Origin of the sequence: Paraburkholderia phenazinium (assembly GCF_900142845.1) — a bacterium.
Taxonomy (GTDB): domain Bacteria; phylum Pseudomonadota; class Gammaproteobacteria; order Burkholderiales; family Burkholderiaceae; genus Paraburkholderia; species Paraburkholderia phenazinium_A.
In genome coordinates this window covers 1,261,403-1,284,576 of record NZ_FSRU01000002.1, presented here as the reverse complement: position 1 = coordinate 1,284,576, position 23,174 = coordinate 1,261,403, and the positions used below count along the sequence as shown (strand labels likewise).

The 23,174-nt window shown below is 63.2% G+C and carries 23 protein-coding genes; 14 read left to right on the top strand and 9 right to left on the bottom strand.

Going from position 1 to position 23,174, the window contains the following annotated elements; genetic code table 11:
- Positions 1-37 precede the first annotated feature (37 nt).
- Positions 38-1,255 carry a PepSY-associated TM helix domain-containing protein gene (locus tag BUS12_RS22840; protein ID WP_074299548.1) on the top strand — a complete coding sequence of 406 codons (1,218 nt, stop codon included), beginning with the start codon at positions 38-40 and terminating at the stop codon, positions 1,253-1,255.
- Between the two features lie 108 nt (positions 1,256-1,363).
- Here the strand turns inward: BUS12_RS22840 and BUS12_RS22835 are convergent, their stop codons facing one another.
- Positions 1,364-2,242 (bottom strand): LysR family transcriptional regulator, encoded by an 879-nt coding sequence (locus tag BUS12_RS22835; protein WP_074299546.1) that lies wholly within the window; start codon positions 2,240-2,242, stop codon positions 1,364-1,366.
- Positions 2,243-2,355: 113 nt separating this feature from the next.
- Between BUS12_RS22835 and BUS12_RS22830 the strand changes: the two genes are divergently transcribed.
- Positions 2,356-3,441 (top strand): nitrilase-related carbon-nitrogen hydrolase, encoded by a 1,086-nt coding sequence (locus BUS12_RS22830; RefSeq protein ID WP_367117651.1) that lies wholly within the window; start codon positions 2,356-2,358, stop codon positions 3,439-3,441.
- Between the two features lie 111 nt (positions 3,442-3,552).
- Entirely contained in the window at positions 3,553-4,011 is a 459-nt protein-coding gene (locus BUS12_RS22825) for a hypothetical protein (protein ID WP_074299542.1), read from the top strand.
- Between the two features lie 13 nt (positions 4,012-4,024).
- Here BUS12_RS22825 and BUS12_RS22820 read toward each other — a convergent pair whose 3' ends face one another.
- From BUS12_RS22820 to BUS12_RS38330, 3 genes are all read right to left on the bottom strand, one after another.
- Positions 4,025-5,116: a phosphoserine transaminase gene (locus tag BUS12_RS22820; RefSeq protein WP_074299540.1), complete on the bottom strand. Its 1,092-nt coding sequence runs from the start codon at positions 5,114-5,116 to the stop codon at positions 4,025-4,027.
- Positions 5,117-6,481 carry an ATP-grasp domain-containing protein gene (locus BUS12_RS22815; protein WP_074299538.1) on the bottom strand — a complete coding sequence of 455 codons (1,365 nt, stop codon included), beginning with the start codon at positions 6,479-6,481 and terminating at the stop codon, positions 5,117-5,119.
- A 118-nt stretch (positions 6,482-6,599) separates the two neighbouring features.
- The gene (locus tag BUS12_RS38330) at positions 6,600-6,824 is read right to left on the bottom strand and encodes a hypothetical protein (protein ID WP_143788434.1); all 225 of its coding nucleotides are present in this window, start codon (positions 6,822-6,824) and stop codon (positions 6,600-6,602) included.
- A gap of 264 nt (positions 6,825-7,088) precedes the next feature.
- Between BUS12_RS38330 and BUS12_RS22810 the strand changes: the two genes are divergently transcribed.
- The 10 genes from BUS12_RS22810 (at position 7,089) to BUS12_RS22765 (ending at position 16,151) form a co-directional block, all read left to right on the top strand.
- Entirely contained in the window at positions 7,089-7,502 is a 414-nt protein-coding gene (locus tag BUS12_RS22810) for a DnaJ family domain-containing protein (protein ID WP_074299536.1), read from the top strand.
- Positions 7,503-7,675: 173 nt separating this feature from the next.
- Entirely contained in the window at positions 7,676-8,200 is a 525-nt protein-coding gene (tadA, locus tag BUS12_RS22805) for a tRNA adenosine(34) deaminase TadA (protein WP_253190269.1), read from the top strand.
- Positions 8,201-8,227: 27 nt separating this feature from the next.
- Entirely contained in the window at positions 8,228-9,154 is a 927-nt protein-coding gene (gene ldcA, locus BUS12_RS22800; RefSeq protein ID WP_074299531.1) for a muramoyltetrapeptide carboxypeptidase, read from the top strand.
- 312 nt (positions 9,155-9,466) lie between these two features.
- Entirely contained in the window at positions 9,467-10,183 is a 717-nt protein-coding gene (locus BUS12_RS22795; protein WP_074299529.1) for a GntR family transcriptional regulator, read from the top strand.
- 346 nt (positions 10,184-10,529) lie between these two features.
- Positions 10,530-12,014: an NCS1 family nucleobase:cation symporter-1 gene (locus tag BUS12_RS22790; protein WP_074299527.1), complete on the top strand. Its 1,485-nt coding sequence runs from the start codon at positions 10,530-10,532 to the stop codon at positions 12,012-12,014.
- A gap of 23 nt (positions 12,015-12,037) precedes the next feature.
- On the top strand, positions 12,038-12,823 hold the full coding sequence (locus BUS12_RS22785; protein WP_074299525.1) for an aspartate/glutamate racemase family protein: 786 nt from the start codon (positions 12,038-12,040) through the stop codon (positions 12,821-12,823).
- 233 nt (positions 12,824-13,056) lie between these two features.
- The gene (gene puuE / locus BUS12_RS22780) at positions 13,057-14,007 is read left to right on the top strand and encodes an allantoinase PuuE (RefSeq protein WP_074299523.1); all 951 of its coding nucleotides are present in this window, start codon (positions 13,057-13,059) and stop codon (positions 14,005-14,007) included.
- Positions 14,004-14,525 (top strand): 2-oxo-4-hydroxy-4-carboxy-5-ureidoimidazoline decarboxylase, encoded by a 522-nt coding sequence (gene uraD, locus BUS12_RS22775; RefSeq protein ID WP_074299521.1) that lies wholly within the window; start codon positions 14,004-14,006, stop codon positions 14,523-14,525. Before puuE ends, uraD begins: the two co-directional genes overlap by 4 nt.
- Positions 14,526-14,628: 103 nt before the next feature.
- Positions 14,629-15,639 carry an allantoicase gene (alc, locus tag BUS12_RS22770; RefSeq protein ID WP_074299519.1) on the top strand — a complete coding sequence of 337 codons (1,011 nt, stop codon included), beginning with the start codon at positions 14,629-14,631 and terminating at the stop codon, positions 15,637-15,639.
- Complete coding sequence (locus BUS12_RS22765; protein WP_074299517.1) at positions 15,639-16,151, top strand: ureidoglycolate lyase; 513 nt, start codon at positions 15,639-15,641, stop codon at positions 16,149-16,151. Before alc ends, BUS12_RS22765 begins: the two co-directional genes overlap by 1 nt.
- Positions 16,152-16,245: 94 nt before the next feature.
- Here the strand turns inward: BUS12_RS22765 and BUS12_RS22760 are convergent, their stop codons facing one another.
- From BUS12_RS22760 to uraH, 4 genes are all read right to left on the bottom strand, one after another.
- The gene (locus BUS12_RS22760) at positions 16,246-17,610 is read right to left on the bottom strand and encodes a type II toxin-antitoxin system HipA family toxin (RefSeq protein WP_074299514.1); all 1,365 of its coding nucleotides are present in this window, start codon (positions 17,608-17,610) and stop codon (positions 16,246-16,248) included.
- Positions 17,607-17,876 (bottom strand): helix-turn-helix domain-containing protein, encoded by a 270-nt coding sequence (locus tag BUS12_RS22755; RefSeq protein ID WP_074299512.1) that lies wholly within the window; start codon positions 17,874-17,876, stop codon positions 17,607-17,609. Before BUS12_RS22755 ends, BUS12_RS22760 begins: the two co-directional genes overlap by 4 nt.
- A 274-nt stretch (positions 17,877-18,150) precedes the next feature.
- Positions 18,151-19,344 (bottom strand): urate hydroxylase PuuD, encoded by a 1,194-nt coding sequence (locus tag BUS12_RS22750; protein ID WP_074299510.1) that lies wholly within the window; start codon positions 19,342-19,344, stop codon positions 18,151-18,153.
- 337 nt (positions 19,345-19,681) lie between these two features.
- Positions 19,682-20,035 carry a hydroxyisourate hydrolase gene (gene uraH / locus BUS12_RS22745; RefSeq protein ID WP_074299508.1) on the bottom strand — a complete coding sequence of 118 codons (354 nt, stop codon included), beginning with the start codon at positions 20,033-20,035 and terminating at the stop codon, positions 19,682-19,684.
- 609 nt (positions 20,036-20,644) lie between these two features.
- Between uraH and BUS12_RS22740 the strand changes: the two genes are divergently transcribed.
- Positions 20,645-22,063 (top strand): 8-oxoguanine deaminase, encoded by a 1,419-nt coding sequence (locus BUS12_RS22740; RefSeq protein ID WP_074301653.1) that lies wholly within the window; start codon positions 20,645-20,647, stop codon positions 22,061-22,063.
- A gap of 57 nt (positions 22,064-22,120) precedes the next feature.
- Here BUS12_RS22740 and BUS12_RS22735 read toward each other — a convergent pair whose 3' ends face one another.
- Positions 22,121-23,053, bottom strand: a complete 933-nt coding sequence (locus tag BUS12_RS22735; RefSeq protein ID WP_012433318.1) for a LysR substrate-binding domain-containing protein — start codon at positions 23,051-23,053, stop codon at positions 22,121-22,123.
- Positions 23,054-23,174 lie beyond the last annotated feature (121 nt).

The window sequence follows — 23,174 nt, the reverse complement described above, 5'->3', positions numbered from 1 at the left end:
CGCTGCGAGGGGCCCGCATGCATTCGACGCGATGCCTATGAGATCGATCCTTGTTCGACTGCATCGCTGGTTCGGTATCGGCACGGCGCTCTTTCTGTTCGTCTCCGGTCTCACGGGTGCGATCATCGCGTGGAATCAGGAACTGGACGCGCTGTTGAATCCTGAGTTCTACTACGCGAATTCAAAAGAACCCGCACTTTCGCCGCTCGAACTCGCCAACCGGATCGAAGCGGCAGACCCACGCGTGCGGGTGACCTTTCTGCCGCTGGGCGTCGTGCCGGGCCGAACCTTGCAAATGCGTGTGCAGGGCCGAACCAATCCGGCCACCGGCAAGCCTTACGCACTGGACTTCAATCAGATCGCAGTCGATCCCTGCACCGGGGTCGTTCAGGGGCGCCGCGACTGGGGCGCGTTGTCGCTCAGGCGGCTCAACCTGATGCCGTTCCTTTATCAATTCCACTACACGCTTTATTTGCCCGCGACCGGTAGCGGTATCGCGACCGGTGTGTGGCTGCTGGGTATCGTCGCCATCGTCTGGTTGTTCGATAGCGCTATCGCGTTGATTCTGGCGTTTCCGAGCTTCAAAACGTGGCGCAAGTCGTTCGCGTTTCGCGTGCGCCGCGGCGGCTACACGGTGGTGTTCGACCTGCATCGCTCCGGCGGCGTGTGGGTGTGGGGCCTGCTGTGCGTGATTGCGCTGACGTCGATTTCAATGAACCTGGAGCGCCCCGTGGTGCGTCCCATCGTATCGCTGTTTTCGCGCCTGACGCCCGGCCCCGAGAGCAATTCCGAGTTGCAGACGCCTGTGCCGGCCGGCACTGCCACGTTGAGCCGCGAGCGTATCGTCGAGTTGGCAACCGCTGCGGGACACCGGATGAAGCTGAATGCCGAGCCCGGCGCGACGTTCGAAATCGCCTCGCTCCATCTTTATGGGGTGGGCTATTTCGAACCGGGCGGCCTTTACGCCGACGGCCGTCTTGGCAATGCATGGACCTACTGGGACGAACGGACCGGGCGCGAGGTCGGCGGCACGGTACCCGGCCAGGGCACCGCGGGCGATATTTTCCTGCAGGCGCAATTCCCGTTGCATTCGGGACGTCTTTTCGGACTGCCGGGCCGCATCCTCGTCAGCTTCATGGGCGTGATGGTGGCGCTGTTGAGCGCGACCGGTCTTGTCATCTGGTTCAAGAAGCTAAAGGCGCGGCGCAGTGCTGCGCGACGGCAGAAGACCGGCAAATCGGCATTGCTTCAGTAGTCCTTTGTTTGCCGGTGTGCGTGGCGTGTTCGTTTTGCTTGGTGAATCTCGCTTGCCTGAGTGCCCTGACTCATCTGACGTATCGGGTTAGTTACCCGCCGCGTTTCCTCATGCCGGGTATTTGACCGTTGCCCGCACGAATTCAACGAAGCGCATCACTACCGCATCATCCCGCCCGTGCTGCCATGTGAGTCCGACTTGCCATTGCGCGGCGGGATTGCGTAACGGCAGCACGCGGGCATCGCGCAGCAGATATTGCGTGCGCGAGGGGAGAAACGCCGAGCCGACCCCTGCCGCGACGGCAGCGAGGACCGACTGGATGTCGTCGACCTGCTGGATCACGCGCGGCATAAAGCCGCGCTCGCTGCACCAGCGGTCTATCTGCGCCGCGAGTCCCGGCCCGCGGCCGCGCGCGAGACCGATAAACCCCAGTTCGTTCAATTCGTCCAGATTGGCGGGGACGCGTTTCCAGCGCGCGTGTTGCGGCACGGCCAGCGCCAGTGCTTCGTCCAGCACCGGAAAGGCGTCCAGCCCGGCATCCGCCGGCAAACGCAGGAACCCGATATCCAGCTTGCCGGCGAGCAAGCGCCTGCTTTGCTCCGCCGACGACAGGTCGTTCAGCGTGACGCTGACGTTCGGATGGCGTCGGCGGAACTCGGCGATCAGTTGCGGCGCGAGCGTCAGCGTCGACAGTCCAAGTCCGACTCGCAAAAAACCGCGCTTGCCGCTGCTCGCCTCGCGTGCCCGCGCATGGATCTCGTCCGCATCGCGTACCAGCGCCTGTGCGTCGGCAAGAAATCCCGAGCCGAAGGTGGTGAGCTCCGCGCCATGCCGGCCGCGCTCGAAGAGCCGCGCGCCCAGGCTGTCTTCCAGTGCGACGATCTGCTTGCTGAGAGCAGGCTGGCTCACGTTCAGCACCTCGGCCGCGTGGCCGAAGTGGCGCAGGTCAGCGACAGCGAGAAAGGCGCGCAGGAGTTTGAGTTCCATTCCAGAAGGTAATCGAATGTATCGGAAGATTCATTTTACTTATCGAATGACGAGCGGTCCAATGGAGCCATTCCTGTCTACCACGCCGTGAGATGTCATCCTTGTCCGTTCCCATGCTTCGCGTTGCATCCGTCCCGCTGCGGTCCTGTCGCGGCGAGGCCGCGCAAAACGTCGCGCGGGTTGCGCAGTCGCTGGCGCTGGCCGCTCGCGAGGCGATCGGCCTGGTCGTTTTTCCGGAGACCTGTCTGGCCGGTTATGGCAGCTTCGCGAGGCTGCATCGCGATGAACTCGAGGCGCTCGCTGAACCGCTCGATGGGCCTTCGCTCGGCGCGGTGGCGGATGCTGTCGAGCGCACGGGTGTGGCGGCCGGCGTGGGCCTGATCGAGCGTGCGCCGGATGGAAGACTCTTCAATAGCTACGTGGTATGCATGCCGGGCGGAATCCGGCATTGCCACCGTAAGCTGCATGCATTCGAGCATCGGCGTATTGTGAGCGGGGACCGCTTCACCGTTTTCGATACCGTGTGGGGCATTCGTATTGGAGTCCTGATTGGTGGCGATGCCTATCTGGTTGAGAACGTGCGTATGACGGCGCTCATGGGGGCGACGCTGCTTGTCGCTCCGCATCGCAGTTACGCCACCCAGCGCGGCGGCGCTCGGGCGATGCAGCCGGTGTCGGCCGAACAGTGGCACAAGCGCGATAGTGCGGCCGGCGTGGTGGCCGGATTTGCGGGTGATGGTGATGCGGCGGCGGACGGCGCGCGTACCGTGACAGGGCGCGCCGGACGCCCCGGTGACAGCGCAACGCGCTGGTTGCGTGCGTCGCTGCCCGCACGCGCCGCCGACAACGGTATGTTCGTCGTACTGAGCGACGGGCTGGACAACGCCAACGAAACCGCCAACGCCAACGCCGAGCCCGCTTCGGGCACTGGCATGATCGTCGACCCATCTGGCCGTATCGTGGCCGAGAGTGCCGGCGTGAAAGATGAAGCATGCGCCATCGTTTCGGCGAGAATCGACCCACGCCTGATCGATAGCAGCGCGGGGCATCAATGGCTCAAGGCCCGTCGCCCGGATCTGTATGCGCCGCTCGGTCAGGCGGAGCACCATGCTGCCAGCTTCGAACCGCGCGGCATTTCGGCACGCGGCGCGATCGCCGTCAGTTTCGCGCAGGTCGCGCGCAACCGGCTGGCACGCTAGCGTCACCTCGAGCGAATGCGAGGCGCTGTCTCCGGCGTCGTCCGGACAACTGCAACCGGCTCCGGCACCCGTCTATAATCTCCCTCGAATTCGACTTGGGACATTCAACCAGTGAAAACGATTATTGCCGTCGCGCTCGCTACGCTCGCTCTCACGGCCTGTGGGTCGTCCGCCGACAAACAGGCGCAACAGGACAACGACTTTGCCCACTCCGAACGCCGTCTCGATGCGGCCCAAACCAACGCTACGGTGAGCTGCCGCGACGAGGCCCAATGCGATCAGGCCTGGCAACTGACGAAGACCTACGTGGCCCAGCATTCGGAAGAGCCGGTGATCCGCGCGGACGCGCTCGCGATCGAATCCGACGTGCCGGGCAGCTCGGGCCACGCCGTCTATTCGGCCGCGCGGGTGGCGAAGGGCAGCGGCGCGACGATCACCCTGTACGCGCAATGCAAGGGCATGTACGGCCCGGACCATTCGATGGCCTCGGACTACGACGAGTGCGTCAAGAAGATCACGACGACGCAGAACGGCTTCGCCTTGTTCCTGCAGCACGTGAACGCCAATTGACGACTCGCCTCGCTTAAGCTTCCCGGCGGCGAAACTCGCCGAGCCATTCGGCGAGCGCGGTGACGGCCTCCAGCGTCACCGCGTTGTACAGCGAAGCGCGCAGGCCGCCGATCGAACGGTGGCCTTCGAGGCCATGAAAACCTTCCCGCCGGGCGCTCTCCATCAGGCGCGTTTCCATTTGCGGATCGGGCAGGCGGAACGCGACGTTCATCGTCGAGCGGCAAGACGTGGCGCCGTGTACGCGATAAAAGCCGGGATCGGCATCGAGCGCACGGTACAGCACGTCGGATTTGGCCTGGTTGATCGCAGCCATCGCCTGCACGCCGCCGATCTCGTCACGCAGCCAGCGCGTCACCAGCATCAGCACATAGATAGCGAACACGGGCGGCGTGTTGTAGACCGAGCGCGCGTCGATATGCGTGCGGTAGTCGAGCAGGGTAGGCAAGCCCGTCGTTGCCCGTCGCGCGAACTCGTCGCGCAGGATCACCACCGTGACGCCGGCGGGCCCGAGGTTCTTCTGCGCGTGCGCGTAGATCATGGCGTAGCGTTCCACGTCGAGCGGGGCGGCGAGCAGATTGGACGACATGTCGCAGACCAGCGGCACACCGGGCAGGCCAGGCGTATCGGCGAATTCGAGTCCTTCGACGGTTTCGTTGGACACGTAATGCAGGTAGGCGGCCTCCGGCGAGAGCGGCAGTTCGCCGGCTGCCGGCAACCGTCGATACCCATCGGCGCGGCCGTCCCATATCACGCGGGTGTCGCCTTCGAGGCGCGCCTCGACCGGCGCCTTGGCGCTCCAGTAGCCCGACACGATGTACTCGGCGTGACGGCGGCTCGCGCGCAGGAAATTCATCGGCAACATGGAGAACTGCAGGCTGCTGCCGCCCTGCATGAACAGCACGTGATAGTGCTCGGGGATGCCCAGCAGTGCGCGCAGATTGCGCTCGGCTTCATCGAGTACGCTACGAAACCACTCCGAGCGATGGCTCATGCCCAGCACCGAGAGACCGGTCTCCGGCAGCGCTTCGATGGCGTCGCGCGTTTCGCGCAACACGGAGGCCGGCAACGCGCCTGGGCCGCCGGAAAAATTCATGGGTTCGTTCATTCAAGCCGCCGTGCGACGCTTCATCAACCGTTCGAACGCGTCGACGATATGTTGGACAAAAGGATTCTTGTGGGCCAATGCGCCCGAGCGCCGCTCGTAATGGGCGAGCATCGTCGCGTTGGCCTCGAAGACGAAAACCTGGCCGTCGGGCAGCACCGTGAAGTCGATACCGCCGTAATCGAGATCGAGCCGGCGGCCGATAGCGGCGATCGCCCGCAGCGCCCGTTCGCCCAACGCAGCGGCGGGATCCTGCAGGAAGCGCCGCTCTTCATCGAGCTTCCACGCATGGTCTTCCATCTCAGCGGAGAAGTAGTGGACCATCCAGTGCCGCGAGATGGCCAGATGATACGGAAACGGCTCGCGGTCGACGAAAATCATCCGGTACTTGCGGTAGTGGCCGTCCGCCGAGCGGTAGTCGCGAAACGCGGTCAGGTATTGCGGGCCGTGGCTCTCGCGCAGTCTTGTCTCCAGCGCGGCGACGCTCTCGCAGAGAGCCAGTCCTTCGCCGCCGTGCGTGGCGGCAGGGCGAGCCAATAACGGCAAGGTCAGCCCGCGGTCGGCCAGCAAGCCGGCAAGCGTGGCGGGCGAGGCAAGCGGGGTGTCGACACGGATGCAGTGCGCAACTTGCACGTCGTGCAGATCGCCGAGCAACTGAGGGATCCGGTCGCGCGCGGTTCGCTCGATCGCGACAGGCGGATTGAGCAGCGGGCGAGGGGCGTGGCTACCCAGGTGCGCCACGAAGCGGGCGAGCCGCCGCGCGAGCGGCGCCGCGACATCCGGCTCGCCGATCGCATTGAACACCAGGTCGAATGGCGGAAGCTGCGCGTCTTCCGAGTCGGCGGCGTAGTCGATGGCGTATTTGATCCGGCAGTTGATCGCGCCGGGCAGCAGCGCGTCGAACGGCACGTTGCCGGAGGCGCGCGCCGCACACAGCACCAGCACCCGGCGCAGATGGCCCGGCGCCTGCTCGACGAACACGCGCTGGATGCGATAGGCGCGCTCCCGATACGCGTCCGCTTTTGCAGTACGTCCTGCGTCTGCGTGGATCGCGGCCAGGTTCTGGCAGGCAATCGCGACGTTCGGGTCGAGCGTAAGGACGAGCTGATACCAGCTGGCGGCGATGTCGTGATCGCCTTTCATGAAGTAACCGGTGGCGACGTCGCAGAGGTTCGCTACGCTGGCTTCGGCGGAGCAGCTCGCGTATGCGTCGAGCGTGTGGGCGGCAATCAGGTGAGCGACGGCGCCGAGTTCGTCGCTGGCGGCACGCCTTGCGTCGGCGAGCGCGCGATGTTGCGCCGGGTCGAGCGGAAAAGCTTGCGTTGCCTCTGCCGGTGGCGCGGCTGAATGATCGGGATCTCGAGTCATATTCCTGCGGGATGGGCGTCATGGCGATGCGCCAGCGCGCGTCCGAAGAATAGTGGGCGCGCGCGAGATCCAGATTACAACCGTTCGTGCGCCCGTTACAGAAATTTACGCGGCGGCGCTAGAAGCGCATGCCCGTCGAGCAGCCTGCCGCGAGCGCGCCGCCGCTGCCGCCGGCGCCGCCGCAGAACACGCCGCATCCCGAGAGCGCGGCGCACAGCACGACGCCCGCCAGTACCGCGCGTACAAGTGACGACCCGCTTCGAGCGCGAAAAGCCGGTACGACGGCCGCGACGGCGCGTTGGCTTGCTCGCGCAAGGGCGAGCGGGGCGTCGGATGAGGACATCGGTTCAGATGGTTCTGGCAGAAGGTTAACTCGCATAAGAAAGAAGGCTCAACGGAGTAGCAAGGGTGGGGTGGTCGTCGCGATCGAAAGCAAATCGCAAGTTTCGACCTGCGAGGCGACCGCGGGAGACACGACCCTAACGCAGCACCTTACGCCCCTCAAATACGCAGAATCCGAAAATCAGAGGGGATTGTCAGCTTGCTGACCGAGTCTTACGGTTGGCTCCCTGATAGAATGCGTGAGCCGCAACGTAGTGGACTGCAGATGAGATTGCTTGATGCGTTAGTTGAACAACGTATAGCCGCCGCGGCAGCGCGCGGCGAGTTCGACGATTTGCCGGAAGGGCGCGCCGCGCTTGCACTGGAGGACGATGTCCAGGTTCCTCAGGAAGTGCACGTCGCGAACCGCATCCTGAAGAATGCCGGGTTCGTGCCACCCGCCGTCGAACAACTGCGGGCGCTGCGCGACCTGCAGGACGAACTGAACGCGGTCAGCGACCGCGCCACCCGTTGCCGTCTGCAGGCAAGCATGCTCGCGCTTCACATGGCGCTCGAATCGCTACGCGGCGGCCCGCTGGTCCTGCCGCGCGAGTATTGCCGGCGGATTGCCGAGCGGCTCTCCGAACGCGCCGCGGGCAGCGTCGGCGGCGCATCTGCCGGTGAGCCGGGGCCACAGTGAGCGAGCCGCTCGCGAACCCCGCAGCGCTTGCAGGTTCGAAGGCCTCATCCGATGCGCCCGAGCCTGCCGCTAGCGAAGTCACTTCACACACCACCCACGCTGTTCCCGCCTGTGCCGAGGGCGGCGAATCTTCTGCGTCTGGCCATGCTGTAACGGTTGACGCCCCCCCGGTTATTCCCGTCTCCTTCTCGGAGCGCGATCTTCACTTCATGAAGCTGGCCCAGGCGGCCGCCGAGGAAGCGCGCGCGGCGGGCGAAGTGCCGGTCGGGGCCGTGCTGGTTCGCGGCGACGAGGTCATCGCGAAGGGCTTCAATCATCCCATCGGGGCACACGACCCGTCTGCCCATGCCGAGATGGTCGCGCTGCGCGCGGCGGCACAGGCCCTCGAAAATTACCGGTTACCCGGCTGCGAGCTGTACGTGACGCTCGAGCCCTGTCTGATGTGCGCCGGTGCGATCATGCATGCGCGCATCGCCCGGGTGGTGTTCGGCGCCCGCGATCCGAAGACCGGCGCGTGCGGCAGCGTGGTCGACGCGTTTGCCAATCCGCAACTCAATCATCACACGACGGTGGTGGGCGGCGCGCTGGAAAGCGAATGCGCCGCCGCGCTCAAATCTTTCTTCGCAGACCGGCGGCGTGCCGTGCGCGAAGCGCGGGATGCTGCCAGGGGCGAACCTGGGCCTGCTGAGCTACTCTAAAAGCTATTCCCTCCACCACTGCCGATCATGACCGCCCATCGCACTTTCGAACTGGTCGCGCCTTCGGGTTACCCGCATGACGCGGAAGCGATTCACCGGGCGCTGCATCGCTTGCATGCGCAAGGGCATCGCGTCGAGGGCGTCAATGCCACGGAGCGTCGCTATCAGCGCTTCGCCGGGACCGACGGAGAGCGTGCCGCCGAGTTGAACCGGCTGGCCGATCCGTCGCGCAAGCTGCCGGACATCGTGCTCGCCGTGCGCGGCGGCTATGGCGCGGTGCGCATCCTGCACGGCCTCGACTATGAAGGCTTGCAACGGCGGCTGACGGACCAGCCGGTCGCGTTCGTCGGCCATAGCGATTTCACGGCGATCCAGTTGGCGCTACTGGCGCGTGCCGGCCTGAAAACCTTCGCCGGCCCGATGCTGATGGGCGACTTCGGCGCGGAGAATCTCAGCGAACCCATGACGCAGCATTTCTGGTCGGCACTGACCGCGCCGAGCGTGACGGTGACGGGCACGGTGCCGCAAGCGCAGGCGGTGGACGTGAGCGGCATGCTGTGGGGCGGTAATCTGGCCGTGCTGAGCTCGCTGGTCGGCACGCCTTATATGCCGCCGGTGGAGGGCGGCATCCTGTTTGTCGAGGACGTCAACGAACAGCCGTTCCGCCTCGAACGGGCGCTCTATCAACTGCATCTGGCGGGGATTCTCGAGCGGCAGCAGGCGCTGGTGCTCGGCGACTTCTCGGGAGGCAAGCCCTTCGAGTACGACAACGGCTACGACCTGAACGCGATGATCGAGCACGTGCGCTCGGTGATCCGCATTCCGGTGATCACGGGGTTGCAGTTCGGGCACATCCCGAACCTGGTGACGCTGCCGGTCGGCGCGGACGCGCATCTCGTCTCGGATGCGCATGGCTTCAGGCTGACTGCGTCCGGTTATCCGCACCTCGGCTGACAGGGAACGGGGCAGGGCGAAGCGGGCATGGCCCGCTTTTTTGCAGGCATAAAACGCAACTAACGGTCAATTTTTCGGGGCGCCCACGGACATCCCGTCAAGTGGAAAATGCAGATTTTGTTGACAAAATCCGCCGCCAGAAAGCTGGCCGATTTCCGCGAATCAGACGCCAGGCCAAGCTGGACAAGCCATCTGCCGGGCCCGATGGGCTCAACCTATCGCCTTGGTCTACGATTGTCGAAAATTCAATATTGAAATTGTTGACAATCATTGTGTCCATCCTATGATGGGCATCATAACGGAACGCATATCATGTCGACCCCATCCCTAGCCGGCTCAAATGGTTCGAAACCCGAAGCGATCGCCGAGCGCATCCGCGCCGCGATCCTCGAGCATCGGCTCGCGCCTGGGGCCAAGCTCACGGAAGCACAGTTGTGCGAAGTATTCGGCGTCAAGCGCGGACCGATCCGCCAGGCGCTCGCGCTTCTCGCGACCGACCGGCTCGTCGATCTCGAGCCGAACCGCGGCGCCTTCGTCGCGAGTCCGTCGCTGCAGGAAGTGCACGAAGTGTTCGAGATGCGTCGCATCATCGAGCTGGCGGTGGTGGAGCGGATCTGCGCTGGACATGGTCCGCGTCGTCTGAAGAATATGGGCAGCATGATTGGCCGCGAACGCAAGGCGTTCGAAACGCGCGATTTTTCTGCGTGGATCCGCCTCTCCGGCGAGTTCCACACGGCACTGGCCTCGCTCACGGGCAATACGGTGTTGTGCGACTGCCTGAATGGACTGGTTGCGCGTTCAACCTTGATTTCGGCTTTGTACGAATCGCTCGGGCGCAGCCCGTGTTCGTTCGAAGACCACGAAGCGATTCTCGCCGCGCTCGACGCCGGCGATGCCAAAGAGGCGGCGGCCCTGATGTCGCGCCATTTGCAAAGCGTCGAACTGAAGATGCTCGACAGGCCGGCCCGCGGCGCAGCGGATCTGCACGAAGTGTTCGGCTTACGGCCGGGAAAGACCGCGGCAGCCTGATGTGAGTCGCCCGCGCGTTGGATGGCGCGCGCAAAAAAGAGCGCGGCTACGCGCTGCACTAAACAGGAACTGATGAATCATCGCGAACAGACGGTGTGGCGAAGCTCGTCCATACGATCTGCGCGTGGCTGCCTGCAAGGGGCTGCGTAAGCGCGAGAACGTTTCGGCGCGAGCCCGCGGCTGGTGGCGAAGCGATAACAACAAGTGCTTAGTTGTCCATATAAGTACGGAGACAACCGCGGAGCCGCGATGCGCGCAGTCCAACCCGGCCGGGAAGGGCGCCGTGCGTGTCGGATGCATTGCCCGTCGTTTTGCAATCGACGGTCCCCATACTCAAGGAGGAACCATGGCTCAGTTCAGTGCAGCACCGCGTAATCCCGCTATTCCCGCCTTCGACGATGAAGGTCCCGCTACCGACCCCGGCATACCTACCGGCTACAGCGAGCGCCTCTATAACGAAGACCTCGCGCCGCTGCGTCACCAGACCTGGAGTGCGTACAACATCTTCGCGTTCTGGATGTCAGACGTACACAGCGTGGGCGGTTACGTGTTCGCCGGCAGTCTGTTCGCACTCGGTCTCACCAGTTGGCAGGTGCTGATTGCGTTGCTGGTCGGCATTACCATCGTCAACCTGTTGTGCAACCTGATTGCCAAGCCGAGCCAGCAGAACGGCGTGCCGTATCCAGTCGCGTGTCGTGCGACGTTCGGCGTGCTCGGTGCGAACATTCCCGCAGTGATTCGCGGCCTGATCGCCGTCGCGTGGTACGGCATTCAGACGTATCTCGCGTCGAGTGCACTGGTGATCGTGCTGCTGAAATTTTTCCCGCAACTGCTGCCCTACGCGGACGTGCATCGTCATGGGTTCATGGGACTTTCCACAGTCGGCTGGTGCGGCTTCATGTTGCTATGGGTGCTGCAGGCCCTGGTGTTCTGGCACGGCATGGAGACGATCAAGAAGTTTATCGATTTCGCCGGGCCGGCCGTGTACGTGGTGATGTTCGTCCTTGCGGGCTATATGGTGTGGCGCGCGGGCTGGCAGAACATTGGCATCAACCTGGGCGGCGTCAAATATCACGGGCTCGAAGTGGTGCCGGTGATGATCACGGCAATCTCGCTGGTGGTGTCGTATTTCTCGGGACCGATGCTGAATTTCGGCGATTTCTCCCGCTACGGCAAGAGCTTCCGCAGCGTGAAGAAAGGCAATTTCTGGGGCTTGCCGGTCAACTTCCTCGCTTTCTCGCTGGTGACCGTGGTCACGACCGCCGCGACGCTGCCGGTGTTCGGCCAGTTGATCACCGACCCGGTGGAAACGGTCGGCCGCATCGACTATCCGAGCGCGGTGATTCTCGGTGCGTTGACCTTTACGATTGCGACGATCGGGATCAATATCGTGGCTAACTTCGTTTCGCCGGCCTTCGATTTCTCCAACGTTGCACCGCGGTTCATCAGTTGGCGCATGGGCGGGATGCTGGCAGCGGTCGCGTCGATTTTCATTACGCCGTGGAACCTGTTCAACAACCCGGCAGTGATTCACTACACGCTCGATGTGCTGGGCAGTTTCATCGGTCCTTTGTATGGTGTCCTGATTGTTGATTTTTATCTGGTGAAGCGTCAGAAGATCGTACTGAACGATCTCTACACCGTGTCCGAAACGGGCGCGTACTGGTATCGCAACGGTGTGAATTACAAGGCCGTCGCCGCCTTGCTGCCCGCTGCGGTGATTGCGGTGATCTGCGTGATGGTGCCGTCGCTCGACGGCATGGCCAATTTCTCGTGGTTCATCGGTGCGGCGCTCGGCGCCGTGTTCTACCGCGCTTTGACCATCCGGTAAGCCGATTGCAACAGGAGTTCGAGATGCGTATCAAACTGATCAACCCGAACACCACCGTGCGCATGACGGAGGCGATGGGGCGCTGCGCACGGGAAGTCGTCGCACCTGGGACCGAACTGATCGCGGTGAGTCCGTCCATGGGGCCGCCGTCGATCGAGGGCTATTACGACGAGGCGCTCGCCACGCCCGGCCTGCTGGCCGAGATCGCAGCGGGCGAGCGCGAAGGCTGCGACGGTTACGTGATTGCGTGTTTCGGCGACCCCGGCCTGTATGCGGCACGTGAACTGGCGCGTGGGCCCGTGATCGGGATTGCCGAAGCGGCGATGCACGCGGCCAGTGTGCTGGCGCCAGGCTTTTCGGTCGTGACGACGCTCTCACGCACCTGCGGCATGGCCTGGCACCTTGCCGAGCGCTACGGCATGACGCGCTTTTGCCGCAACGTGCGCGCTACCGATGTCGCGGTGCTCGAGCTGGACCAGCCAGGGTCCGCCGCGCGCCGCATCATTCTCGACGAATGCCGCCGCGCGCTGGAAGAGGACGGGTCGGACGCCATCGTGCTCGGTTGCGCGGGGATGGCCGAACTCTGTGCGGAGATCGAGGACGCGCTGGGGGCGCCGGTTGTCGAAGGAGTGACGGCCGCGGTGAAGTGGGTGGAGGCGCTGGTGACGTTGCGCCTTGCCACCGCCAAGCGCGGCGACTATGCGCGGCCGCTGGCGAAACGCTACGACGGCGCGCTGGAAGCCTTCAGCCCGACGGAGGCTAATCCAAACCCGATGCCGCCCCGCGTTTCCCGCGCCGGCCGGATGTGAAACGCGGACACCGGGCAGCACCTTCGCTAAGCAGCGAGAATGCGGAAAACGCCTCTCAAGGACGGGTAAACGCTAGCGCGAGCGGGGCCGAACGCCCGTGCGGGCCGGCCGCGCACATACATTGCGTCTGACACGCACTATCTGCCCGGGTGTATGGGCGCACCCGGGTGTTTTCGCTACACTGGTTCCTCAAGTTCCGTCACCCCGTTTTGTCACCACGCATTCGTTAAACCATGCCACTCGACTCGAACTATCCACGCGATCTGATCGGCTACGGCCGCCACCCGGTGCAGGCAAACTGGCCCGGACGGGCGCGCGTCGCGGTGCAATTCGTGCTGAATTACGAAGAGGGCGGTGAAAACTGCGTGCTGCATGGCGATCCGGGCTCGGAGCAGTTCCTGTCCGAGATCGTCGGCGCGGCCGCCTATCCGGCGCGCCACATGAGCATGGAGTCGATCTACGAATACGGCTCGCGGGCGGGTGTCTGGCGCATCCTGCGCGAATTCGAAAAACGTGGCTTGCCGTTGACCGTATTCGGCGTCGGCATGGCGATCGAGCGTCATCCCGATCTCGGGCGCGCCTTTGTCGAATTGGGGCATGAGATTGCGTGCCACGGGTACCGCTGGATTCACTATCAGGATGTGTCGCCGGAGAAAGAGGCCGAGCACATGCGCCTCGGCATGGAAGCGATCGAACGCGTGACGGGCGAGCGGCCGCTCGGCTGGTACACCGGCCGCGACAGTCCCAATACGCACCGTCTGGTCGCCGAATACGGCGGCTTCCTGTACGACTCGGATTACTACGGCGACGACCTGCCGTTCTGGATGGATGTCGAGGTCAGCGGCGGCGCGAAGACGCCGCAACTGATCGTGCCGTACACGCTCGATACCAATGACATGCGCTTTGCGAGCCCGCAAGGCTTCAACACCGCCGATCACTTCTTCACATACCTGCGCGATGCGTTCGACGTGCTCTATGAAGAGGGCGACGAAGCGCCGAAGATGCTTTCAATCGGCATGCACTGCCGGCTGCTGGGCCGCCCGGGCCGGTTCCGCGCGCTGCAGCGCTTCCTCGACCATCTCGAACAGCACGATCGCGTGTGGGTCACGCGGCGCGTCGACATTGCGCGGCACTGGCGCGAACACCATCCTTACCAACAAAACTACCGCGGGGCTGCGGCATGAAGGCGATGCAATACACTCTGGACCAACTGAACCGCATCTCGACCGACGCATTCGTCGCAGCGCTGTCGGGCATCTTCGAGCATTCGCCGTGGGTCGCGGAACTCGCGGCCGGGCAACGGCCTTTTGCCAGCATCGACGCCTTGCATCACACAATGTCGAACGCAGTCGAAACGGCCGGCGAAACGAAGCAGCTCGCGCTTATCAATGCCCACCCGGAGCTCGCGGGCAAGGCTGCCGTGCGCGGCGAACTGACGGCCGAGTCGACCCGCGAACAGAGCGGTGCGGGCCTGTCCCAATGCACGCAGGAAGAATTCGACAAGCTGGTGGGGCTGAACGCGGCGTATCGCGAGAAATTCGGTTTCCCGTTCATTCTCGCGGTGCGTGGCTATGACCGCCACGGCATCATCGCCAACTTCGAAGCGCGCGTGAACAATAGCCGCGCCGACGAACTGCGCGCGAGCCTCGACCAGATCTACCGTATCGCGCGCTTCAGACTCGACGACCTGATCGACGCGTAACCGCGCGTCAGGATCAGCATGCACGCGCGAGCTTTGTCATGCGGCGTTGCGACTCTCGAACCGAAGCGTTTTTTAGCACTATTAGACAGGAAGGAAGACAACGATGGCACTCCCGATTCTCGACCCTAACGCCCCGGACTTCACGCGCCGCTATGTGAACCTGGCGGACCCGCGTCTCGGCGCGCAGGCGCTCGAGGCGAGCGACGATTTCTTCGCGCCGAAGGACCGGATGCTGAATCCGGAACCTGCTGTCTTCATTCCGGGCAAATACGACGATCACGGCAAGTGGATGGACGGCTGGGAAACGCGCCGCAAGCGCACCACCGGTTACGACTGGTGCGTGGTGAAGCTGGCGCGTCCGGGCGTGATCAAGGGTCTCGACCTCGATACGAGCCACTTCACGGGCAATTTCCCGCCGGCGGCGTCGGTGGAGGCGGCACGCGTGGTGGACGGTGTGCCGAACCAGTCGACCCAGTGGACCGAAATCGTTCCGTCGACCACGCTGCAAGGCAATAGCCACCACTATCACGAAGTCAGCGACGCCAATGCGTACACGCACCTGCGCGTGAACATCTACCCGGACGGCGGGATTGCGCGTCTGCGCGTCTACGGCCAGCCGCAAGTGGACTGGGCCGGCGCGAGCCGCACCGAGCAGTTCGATCTGGCCGCGATGGAAAACGGCGCGTATCTGGTCGCCGCGAACAACCAGCACTTCGGCGCTGCGTCGACGATCCTGATGCCGGGTCGTGGTGTCAATATGGGCGACGGCTGGGAAACGCGCCGTCGTCGCGAACCGGGTAACGACTGGGCGATCGTCGCGCTGGCGCAACCGGGCGTGATCCGCAAGATCGAAGTGGATACGGCGCACTTCAAGGGCAACTATCCGGACCGTTGCTCGATCCAGGCGGCGTACGTGACGGGCGGTACGGACAGCTCGCTGATCACGCAAGCCATGTTCTGGCCGGTGCTGCTGGGTGAACAGAAACTGAAGATGGACAACCAGCACTATTTCGAAAGCGAACTCGCGTCGCTCGGGCCGGTGACGCACGTGCGCTTTAACATCATTCCGGACGGCGGTGTCTCGCGTCTGCGTCTGTGGGGTACGCTCGCATAATGAAAACGCTCGCCATCGAACCGTTGACGAAGGATGCGTTCGCCCTGTTCGGCGACGTGATCGAACTCGAAGGCGCGAAGCAGATTCCGATCAACCTCGGCACCACGATCCGCTATCACGATCTCGCGAAGGTGGACGTGACGGACGAGGGCGGTCGTGCGCTGGTGAACCTGTTTCGCGGCCAGCCGCGCGTGCTGCCGTTCGAGGTGAAGATGCTCGAGCGACATCCGCTCGGCAGTCAGGCGTTTGTGCCGCTGAACGACAAGCCGTATCTCGTCGTCGTGGCGCCGGCCGGCGAGCTCGATGCTGCGCAGATTCGCGCGTTCGTGACGAGCGGCTGGCAGGGCGTGAACTACGCGAAGGGCGTGTGGCATCACCCACTGATCGCGCTTGGCGATGTGAGCGATTTCGTCGTGGTGGATCGTGGCGGTGACGGGCTCAATCTTAACGAGCAGGATCTTGCCGAGTCGCTGTGGTTGACCGAGGACGCATTGAGCGCGGTGACGGTTTGATGGCGTAGCGGATGACGTGTGAGATGCGGCTGGGTTGGTCGCAGGAAGAACAGAACGCCTGGGGCAATCGCCTCGGGCGTTTTTGTATTGAGTGTCAGTTTTTCGTGCGGCCGCGTTTGGCAAGTAACGGCGACTGTCCGATGATTTCGCGTGAACGCTCCGGGGGCTCCGGTGCCGAAAAGCCGGCTGCTGCGATGACAGGTTTGAGGTTCTTGAACTGAACGCTTTTCTTCGGAGTGCGCAGCGACTCCATGCCATCGTTCCACGCGTGCAGCATCTGTTTGGCTACGCCGCGCCATTGCGGCTCGTTCTTTGCTGCCTCGATCACTTCATGGCCGACCGTCACCGCAGAGTCGCATAAGGCCTCCACCATTGCCGCATATTTGGGTGGTGCGATGCCGGCGCGGGAATTGAAAAAGCGTTCAAGCGCTTTGCCGGCCGCCCATGTCTTACGGCCATCGACTGCCAGTCCAGGAGGATTCACTGCAAAGCGCGGATAGGCCTGCGTGGTCACAATGTCGTAGACAGGTGTGAATGCGACGTCATCGACGGACGTATAGAAAAGAGCAATGTTCTTGGTATGGCAATCCGCGTTACGCACCACATAGTTGCTAAGCAGATGCCAGCCTAATTGTTCCAACTGCTGCCGCATGCTGATCCGATCCAGCAAATAAGCTTTCGCGACATTGAGTACTTTCTCCGTGGTCGAGTTGTATTTTTCATGCGGCGGCAGACCGAGCAACCCGCACATGTCTTCGACCCCATGAACGGGGAACCCTTCTGCATTGACGTCGAAGCGTTCGACGACGAGTGCCCGGCCATCGTCCGACATCTGTGTACGCGCTACGGGCGCCACGCCGAGACGTTCGAGCACGCGCATCGAATAGAACTCGTTGAAGCCAAGGAACGGCGTATTCTCGTCCGAACCTTTGACGATGTATCGGCTGGTCCGAATCGTGGGTTTGCCAAGCGGACCATCAAAGGCAGGGCGCTCCGTCGAGCTTCTTTGCGGCGCGATGAACTTCGGTACGGCACCCGAGATGGCGGCGCGCGCGTAATCGCGAACCAGCGCGGCAAAATGCTCCGCGGTGTTGTCGCCATGAAGGACATCTTTGATATCCAGGGCCTGCAACTCGGTGCCGGGCGCGACGCCCTCGGGTGTCACGGTGACACGTCCGATTCCCATTGCACCCACCACCGCGAGTAGCGACAAGTCGGTCCCGTCGAGCAAGGGCCCAAATTGTTCCCGGATCAGGTTCAGCAAATAGCCTTCGGGCAGATTCTGGCGAAAGAACGGATGCAGGTCGCGTGGCCAACGCCATGCTTCCTGGCGTACAGGCATGGTCAGGCTGACGAAATCGCCCGGAGCAGCGTCGGCTTCATATTGAAGGACATATTCGTCGCGCTCGCGAAAGAGCGTCGCAACTTTTCTGCCTTGCACCTGGACATCGAGCCTCATTGGTTGGGACCCGACGTAGCGCGTTGCTCGGCGAGGATATCCTCGAGCGTGCGGCCATGACCATGCGCGACGACCTTGAGATCGTAGCCTGCCGCTTCGAGCAGACGCACGAGTACCGATACGCTCATGTCATTTTTCGCGAGTGTTTCCATGCGTGCGACGGTAGTTCGCGCAACACCGGCGCGCCGCGCCAGTTCATACTGTGACAGACTGGTTTCGCGACGCACTTCCTTTAGCATGTCCGAGACATCGGCGAGTGTAGTCATTTGTAGCCCCAGGGCATCATATTTGCGGTAACCAAGCAATATTGTAGCCCAGAAGGCACAAATAACAATATAACGATTGTGCCCTTCGGGCTACATTTTTCGGTAAAATGGCGAATTTTGTAGCCTGAGGGATACAATTATGAGTGAGCGCATATCGTCTGTGAGCCCGGACGCCGCTCGACATGACGCTTGATACGCTCGCTGCACCCAAAGAAAAACGGGCCTTCCGCTCACACGAAAAGCCCGCTACTCACCTACTACCAACCCCAGTAACTTACTTCAACGCCCCGCCCTGGAACCATGCCGCAATCTTCTGACGCTCATCATCCGTCATATGCGTCACGTTCCCCAGCGGCATCGCCTTCAGCGTCACCGCCTGCTGATAGAGGCGCTGCGCGTTCTGCGAGATCTCATCCGGTGTGTCGAACATCACCCCCGACGGTGCGCTGCCCATCAACGTAGGATGCGCAGAGTGGCACGCGGCACAGCGTTGCTGCAGGATCGGTGCGATGTCGCCGATTTTCAGCGTCGGCGCATTGGCGGCTTCGGCTTGCGGCACGACCGGCTTCGGCATCGTCCAGAAGAGGGCGCCGAACATCAGCGCAATCCCGACCAGCGGCAGATACCACAGTACCTGGCCACGGTGACGCATCACGAAGAACTGACGGATCAGCGCACCAGCCATCATGATCATCGCCAGCACGAGCCAGTTGTACTGGTTCGTGTACGTCATCGCGTAGTGGTTCGACAGCATCGCGAACACCACCGGCAGCGTGAAATACGTGTTGTGCACCGAGCGTTGCTTGCCGCGCTTGCCGTAGATCGGGTTCGGCGTGTCGCCCTTCAGCATGGCGTCGACCATCTTGCGCTGGCCCGGAATGATCACGAAGAACACGTTGGCCGACATGATCGTTGCAAGCATCGCGCCGACGATCAGGTATGCCGCACGGCCCGCGAAGATATGGCACGCGAGCCATGCCGCGATCAGCACGTAAGCGCCCACGCAGATGCCCAGCACCTTGTCCTTGTTGCCCAGCACGCGGCACAGCGAGTCGTAGACGATCCAGCCGGCGGCGAGAAAGCCAAGTGCGGAGAACACCGCCACCACCGGGCCCATGTCCAGCACGTTCTTGTCGATCAGGTAGGTGCTCGGCGAGAACAGATACAGCACCGTGAAGAGACTCGCGCCCGACAGCCACGTGGTGTACGACGGCCACTTCGACCAGTGCAGGTCATCCGGCATTTCCGGCGGCGCGACGGTGTACTTCTGCATGTTGTAGAAGCCGCCGCCGTGGACGTGCCACAGTTCGCCGAACACGCCGCGCCTGCGCTGGTTCGGGTCCGTCGGCGGTTTCAGGCTGTTGTCGAGCGCGACGAAATAAAACGATTCGCCGATCCAGGCGATCGCGGCGATGACGTGAAACCAGCGCAAGGCCAGGTTCAGCCAGTCAGTGATAAAGCCTTCCATGACACTCCTCCACTTCTGATTCGTTGTTTGCGCGGCGGGCGGCGGCTCGATGCCGGTTCAATGACGATCCGGTCATCCGGCCCGTCATGCGCCATGCGCACAAACTGCTGTTAAGGGACGCGGTGCGCTCAGTTCGCACAGCGCCGTATTGCGGTTCCTGATTCGCCCCGATGGGTCAAAGCGATAGGCCTCATGCAGGGCAGTTCGCCTTGTACTGCGCTTCGCAGGTGTCTCCAGGCATCTGCGAAATGCAGCGGTGGCGAAGTCGGTCAGGCGTGAGCCCGGCCCGGTGTCCATCCTGTACGCCGTGGCGTCTCTGTCGCCTCTCAGTGACGCCTTAGCTGCCCCGATAGGTGCTGTACGACCACGGCGACACCAGCAGCGGCACGTGGTAGTGCGAACCGGCGTCGGCCACGCCAAAGCGCAGCACGACACGATCGACGAAGCGCGGCTCGGGGACCTTGGTGCCGATCGAAGCAAAGTAGTCGCCGGCGCCGAACACGAGTTCGTATTCGCCCGCGACCAGCGCGTCGCCTTCGAGCAGCGGCTGGTCGCAGCGGCCGTCGTCATTGGTGAGGGTGGTTTTCAGCGCGCGGCGCGTGTCGCCCGAGAGCGCGAAGAGTTCGACCTTGATGCCCGCGCCGGGACGGCCGTTGGCGGTGTCGAGCACGTGGGTAGTGAGCTTTCCCATTCGCAATTTTCCTTATGTGAATGCGAGGTTTCGGCGGCGGCCCGATCCGGAATACGTTGCGGCGGATCGAGGCTCCACGTCAGTGGCTACATACCCGTCGGCGAATTGAAGCGAGCGCCGTGGCAGCCATTGTAAAAAGGATGTTCCCGTCCGCGCACGAGCGATAGGAAAGATAATCGCTGACACATGACAGCCCGCTGTAAGACTCGTCGCCATGCTTCGCACACTCCGCGCAAACCCTTGTCACGCGGTCGTGAGCGCCCTATGACCGGTTGTCTCGATCCTACCGGTGCCAAAAAAGCCCACTATATCGGCTGTGTGAGGTTGGGTATCGCAACGGCGTGAGTTGTCAGCGTTATTTTGGCCGTCGAAGGTTACGCCTGTGCGCAGCAGCAATGCCGCGCACCCCGAAGACGGCGTAGCACGCTGGGTAACCGGGCCAACGGCGTTCGAACGGACGCGGCGGCGCGGTGGCGTGTCCGTCGCATCGCGTTCGAACGACTTTGCACACGGTAGGGCGTACCGGCACAGCCGGCATCAGCCTCGCCGCTGCGGCCAGCCTGCACGATGGCGCGCCGCAACGGCGGCAATCAAAGCGGAGAAAAACGAATGACGATGGAACAGCAGGCAGGTACACGCGCAGACACAGGCGCAAGCGCAGGGAAGCGCGGCAAAACGATGCTGGTGAAGCACGCAGACGTGCTGGTCACGATGGACGGCGCCCGGCGCGAGTTGCGCGACGGCGGCCTGTATATCGAGGACAACCGCATCGTCGCAGTCGGACCGACGGCGGAGCTGCCGCAAACGGCCGACGAAGTGCTGGACATGCGCGGGCACCTGGTGATACCGGGCCTGATCAACACGCATCATCACATGTATCAAAGCCTGACGCGGGCAATTCCCGCCGCGCAGGACGCCGAGTTGTTCGGCTGGCTGACGAACCTTTATAAGGTGTGGGCGAATCTCACGCCGGAGATGATCGAAGTCTCGACGCTGACTGCGATGGCCGAGCTGTTGCTCTCGGGCTGCACGACCTCGAGCGACCATCTGTATATCTACCCGAACGGTAGCCGGCTCGACGACAGCATTGCGGCCGCGCGCCGGATCGGCATGCGCTTTCATGCCGCCCGCGGCAGCATGAGCGTGGGGCAGAAGGACGGCGGCTTGCCGCCCGACTCGGTGGTGGAGCGTGAACCGGAGATTCTGAAGGACACGCAGCGCCTGATCGAGACGTATCACGACGAGGGACGTTACGCGATGCTGCGCGTGGTGGTCGCACCGTGTTCGCCGTTTTCGGTGAGTCGCGATCTGATGCGCGAATCGGCGGTGCTGGCGCGTCAATATGGCGTATCGCTGCACACGCACCTGGCGGAGAACGTCAACGATATTGCTTATAGCCGCGAGAAGTTCGGCATGACGCCGGCAGAGTATGCGGAGGACCTGGGCTGGGTGGGGCACGACGTATGGCATGCCCACTGCGTGCAACTGGACGACGCCGGGATCGCGTTGTTCGCACGGACCGGCACGGGCGTCGCGCATTGCCCGTGTTCGAACATGCGCCTCGCCTCAGGCATTGCGCCGGTGAAGCGGATGCGGCTCGCGGGAGTGCCGGTGGGACTCGGCGTGGACGGCTCGGCGTCGAACGACGGCGCGCAGATGGTCGCGGAAGTGCGCCAGGCGCTGTTGCTGCAGCGGGTCGGTTTCGGCCCCGACGCGATGACCGCCCGCGAGGCGCTGGAGATCGCGACGCTGGGCGGCGCGAAGGTGCTCAACCGCGACGATATCGGCGCGCTGGCGCCGGGCATGGCGGCGGATTTCGTATCGTTCGACTTGCGTCAGCCGTTGTTTGCCGGCGCCTTGCACGATCCGGTGGCCGCGCTGGTGTTCTGCGCACCGTCGCAGGTGTCGTATAGCGTGATTGGCGGGAAGGTGGTGGTGAAGGACGGGCAGTTGGCGACGCTTGAACTGGGCCCGGTGATCGAGCAGCACAACCGTCTGGCGAAAGCGCTGTATCAGGCTGCTGCCTGACAGGCGTAGCCGGGCAGAACCTGACGCCCGCGTCCTGTGGCGCGGGCCTGCAGAACGTTAAGGCTTGTCGATCAGGGTCTTGGTCGCCTCGGCGACCAGGCTTCTCAACCACCGCACTTCATCGGAGTAGTGAACCCGTTCGTGCCACAGCTGGTAGTACTGCATCGGCGGGAAATCCAGCGGCGCGGGCACCACGGTGAGGGGCAGGAACTTCGCGTAGTAGTCCGCAAAAAGCCGCGTCGTCGTGAAGATCAGGTCCGACTTGATCAGCACATACGGCGCAAGGTTGAAGTACGGCAGAGTTACGACGACATGACGCTTCAGGCGCTCGCGCGCGAGGTGCACGTCGATCGCGCCGCGTTGGCCCACCGAATAGGGAGTAGGCGCAAGATGCGGAGCATTCAGATACTGGTCGAGCGTCAACCCGCCGCGCTTGGCGAACGGATGCGCGTTGCTCATCAGGCAGACGATCTGGTCGACAAACAGGTTCGACAGATGCAACTGCTCGGGCGGCTCCGGCCAGTTGCCGACCACGATATCGAGCTTGCCGTCCTCGAGCGCCAGTTCATAGTCGAACGCCGGTCCGAGCGAATGAAATTCCAGCGTCGCATTGGGCGCCGCCTGACGGAAGCGTTCGACCACAGTTGGCACGAACAGCACGTTCAGATAGTCGGGACAGCCGATCCGGTAGCAGCGGATCGAAGTGGCCGGGTCGAAATTGTGCTGCTGAAACTTGATGCGCTCGATTTCGCGCAGGGCGTTTTGCACCGGTTCGAGCAGACGCAGCCCGTATTCGGTCGGGACCATGCCGGACTTGCCGCGCACCAGCAGCGGGTCGCCGGTGATGTCGCGCAGACGCCGCAGCGCCGCGCTAATGGCGGGCTGGGACTGATTGAGTTTGACGGCCGCGCGCGTCACGCTGCGCTCCATCAACAGGGTGTGCAAGACGCGCAATAAATATGTGTCGATCGCCTCGCGTTGCTGGCTCATGACTTCTCCGAAATATATGTTCTGGCTGATCGAACGGACCTTGGGGTATATGACTTTTAATATGAACACAAAGATGCGTCAAGAGAGGGATACCCGCACAGCACGCTCTGGCGCGGGTTTG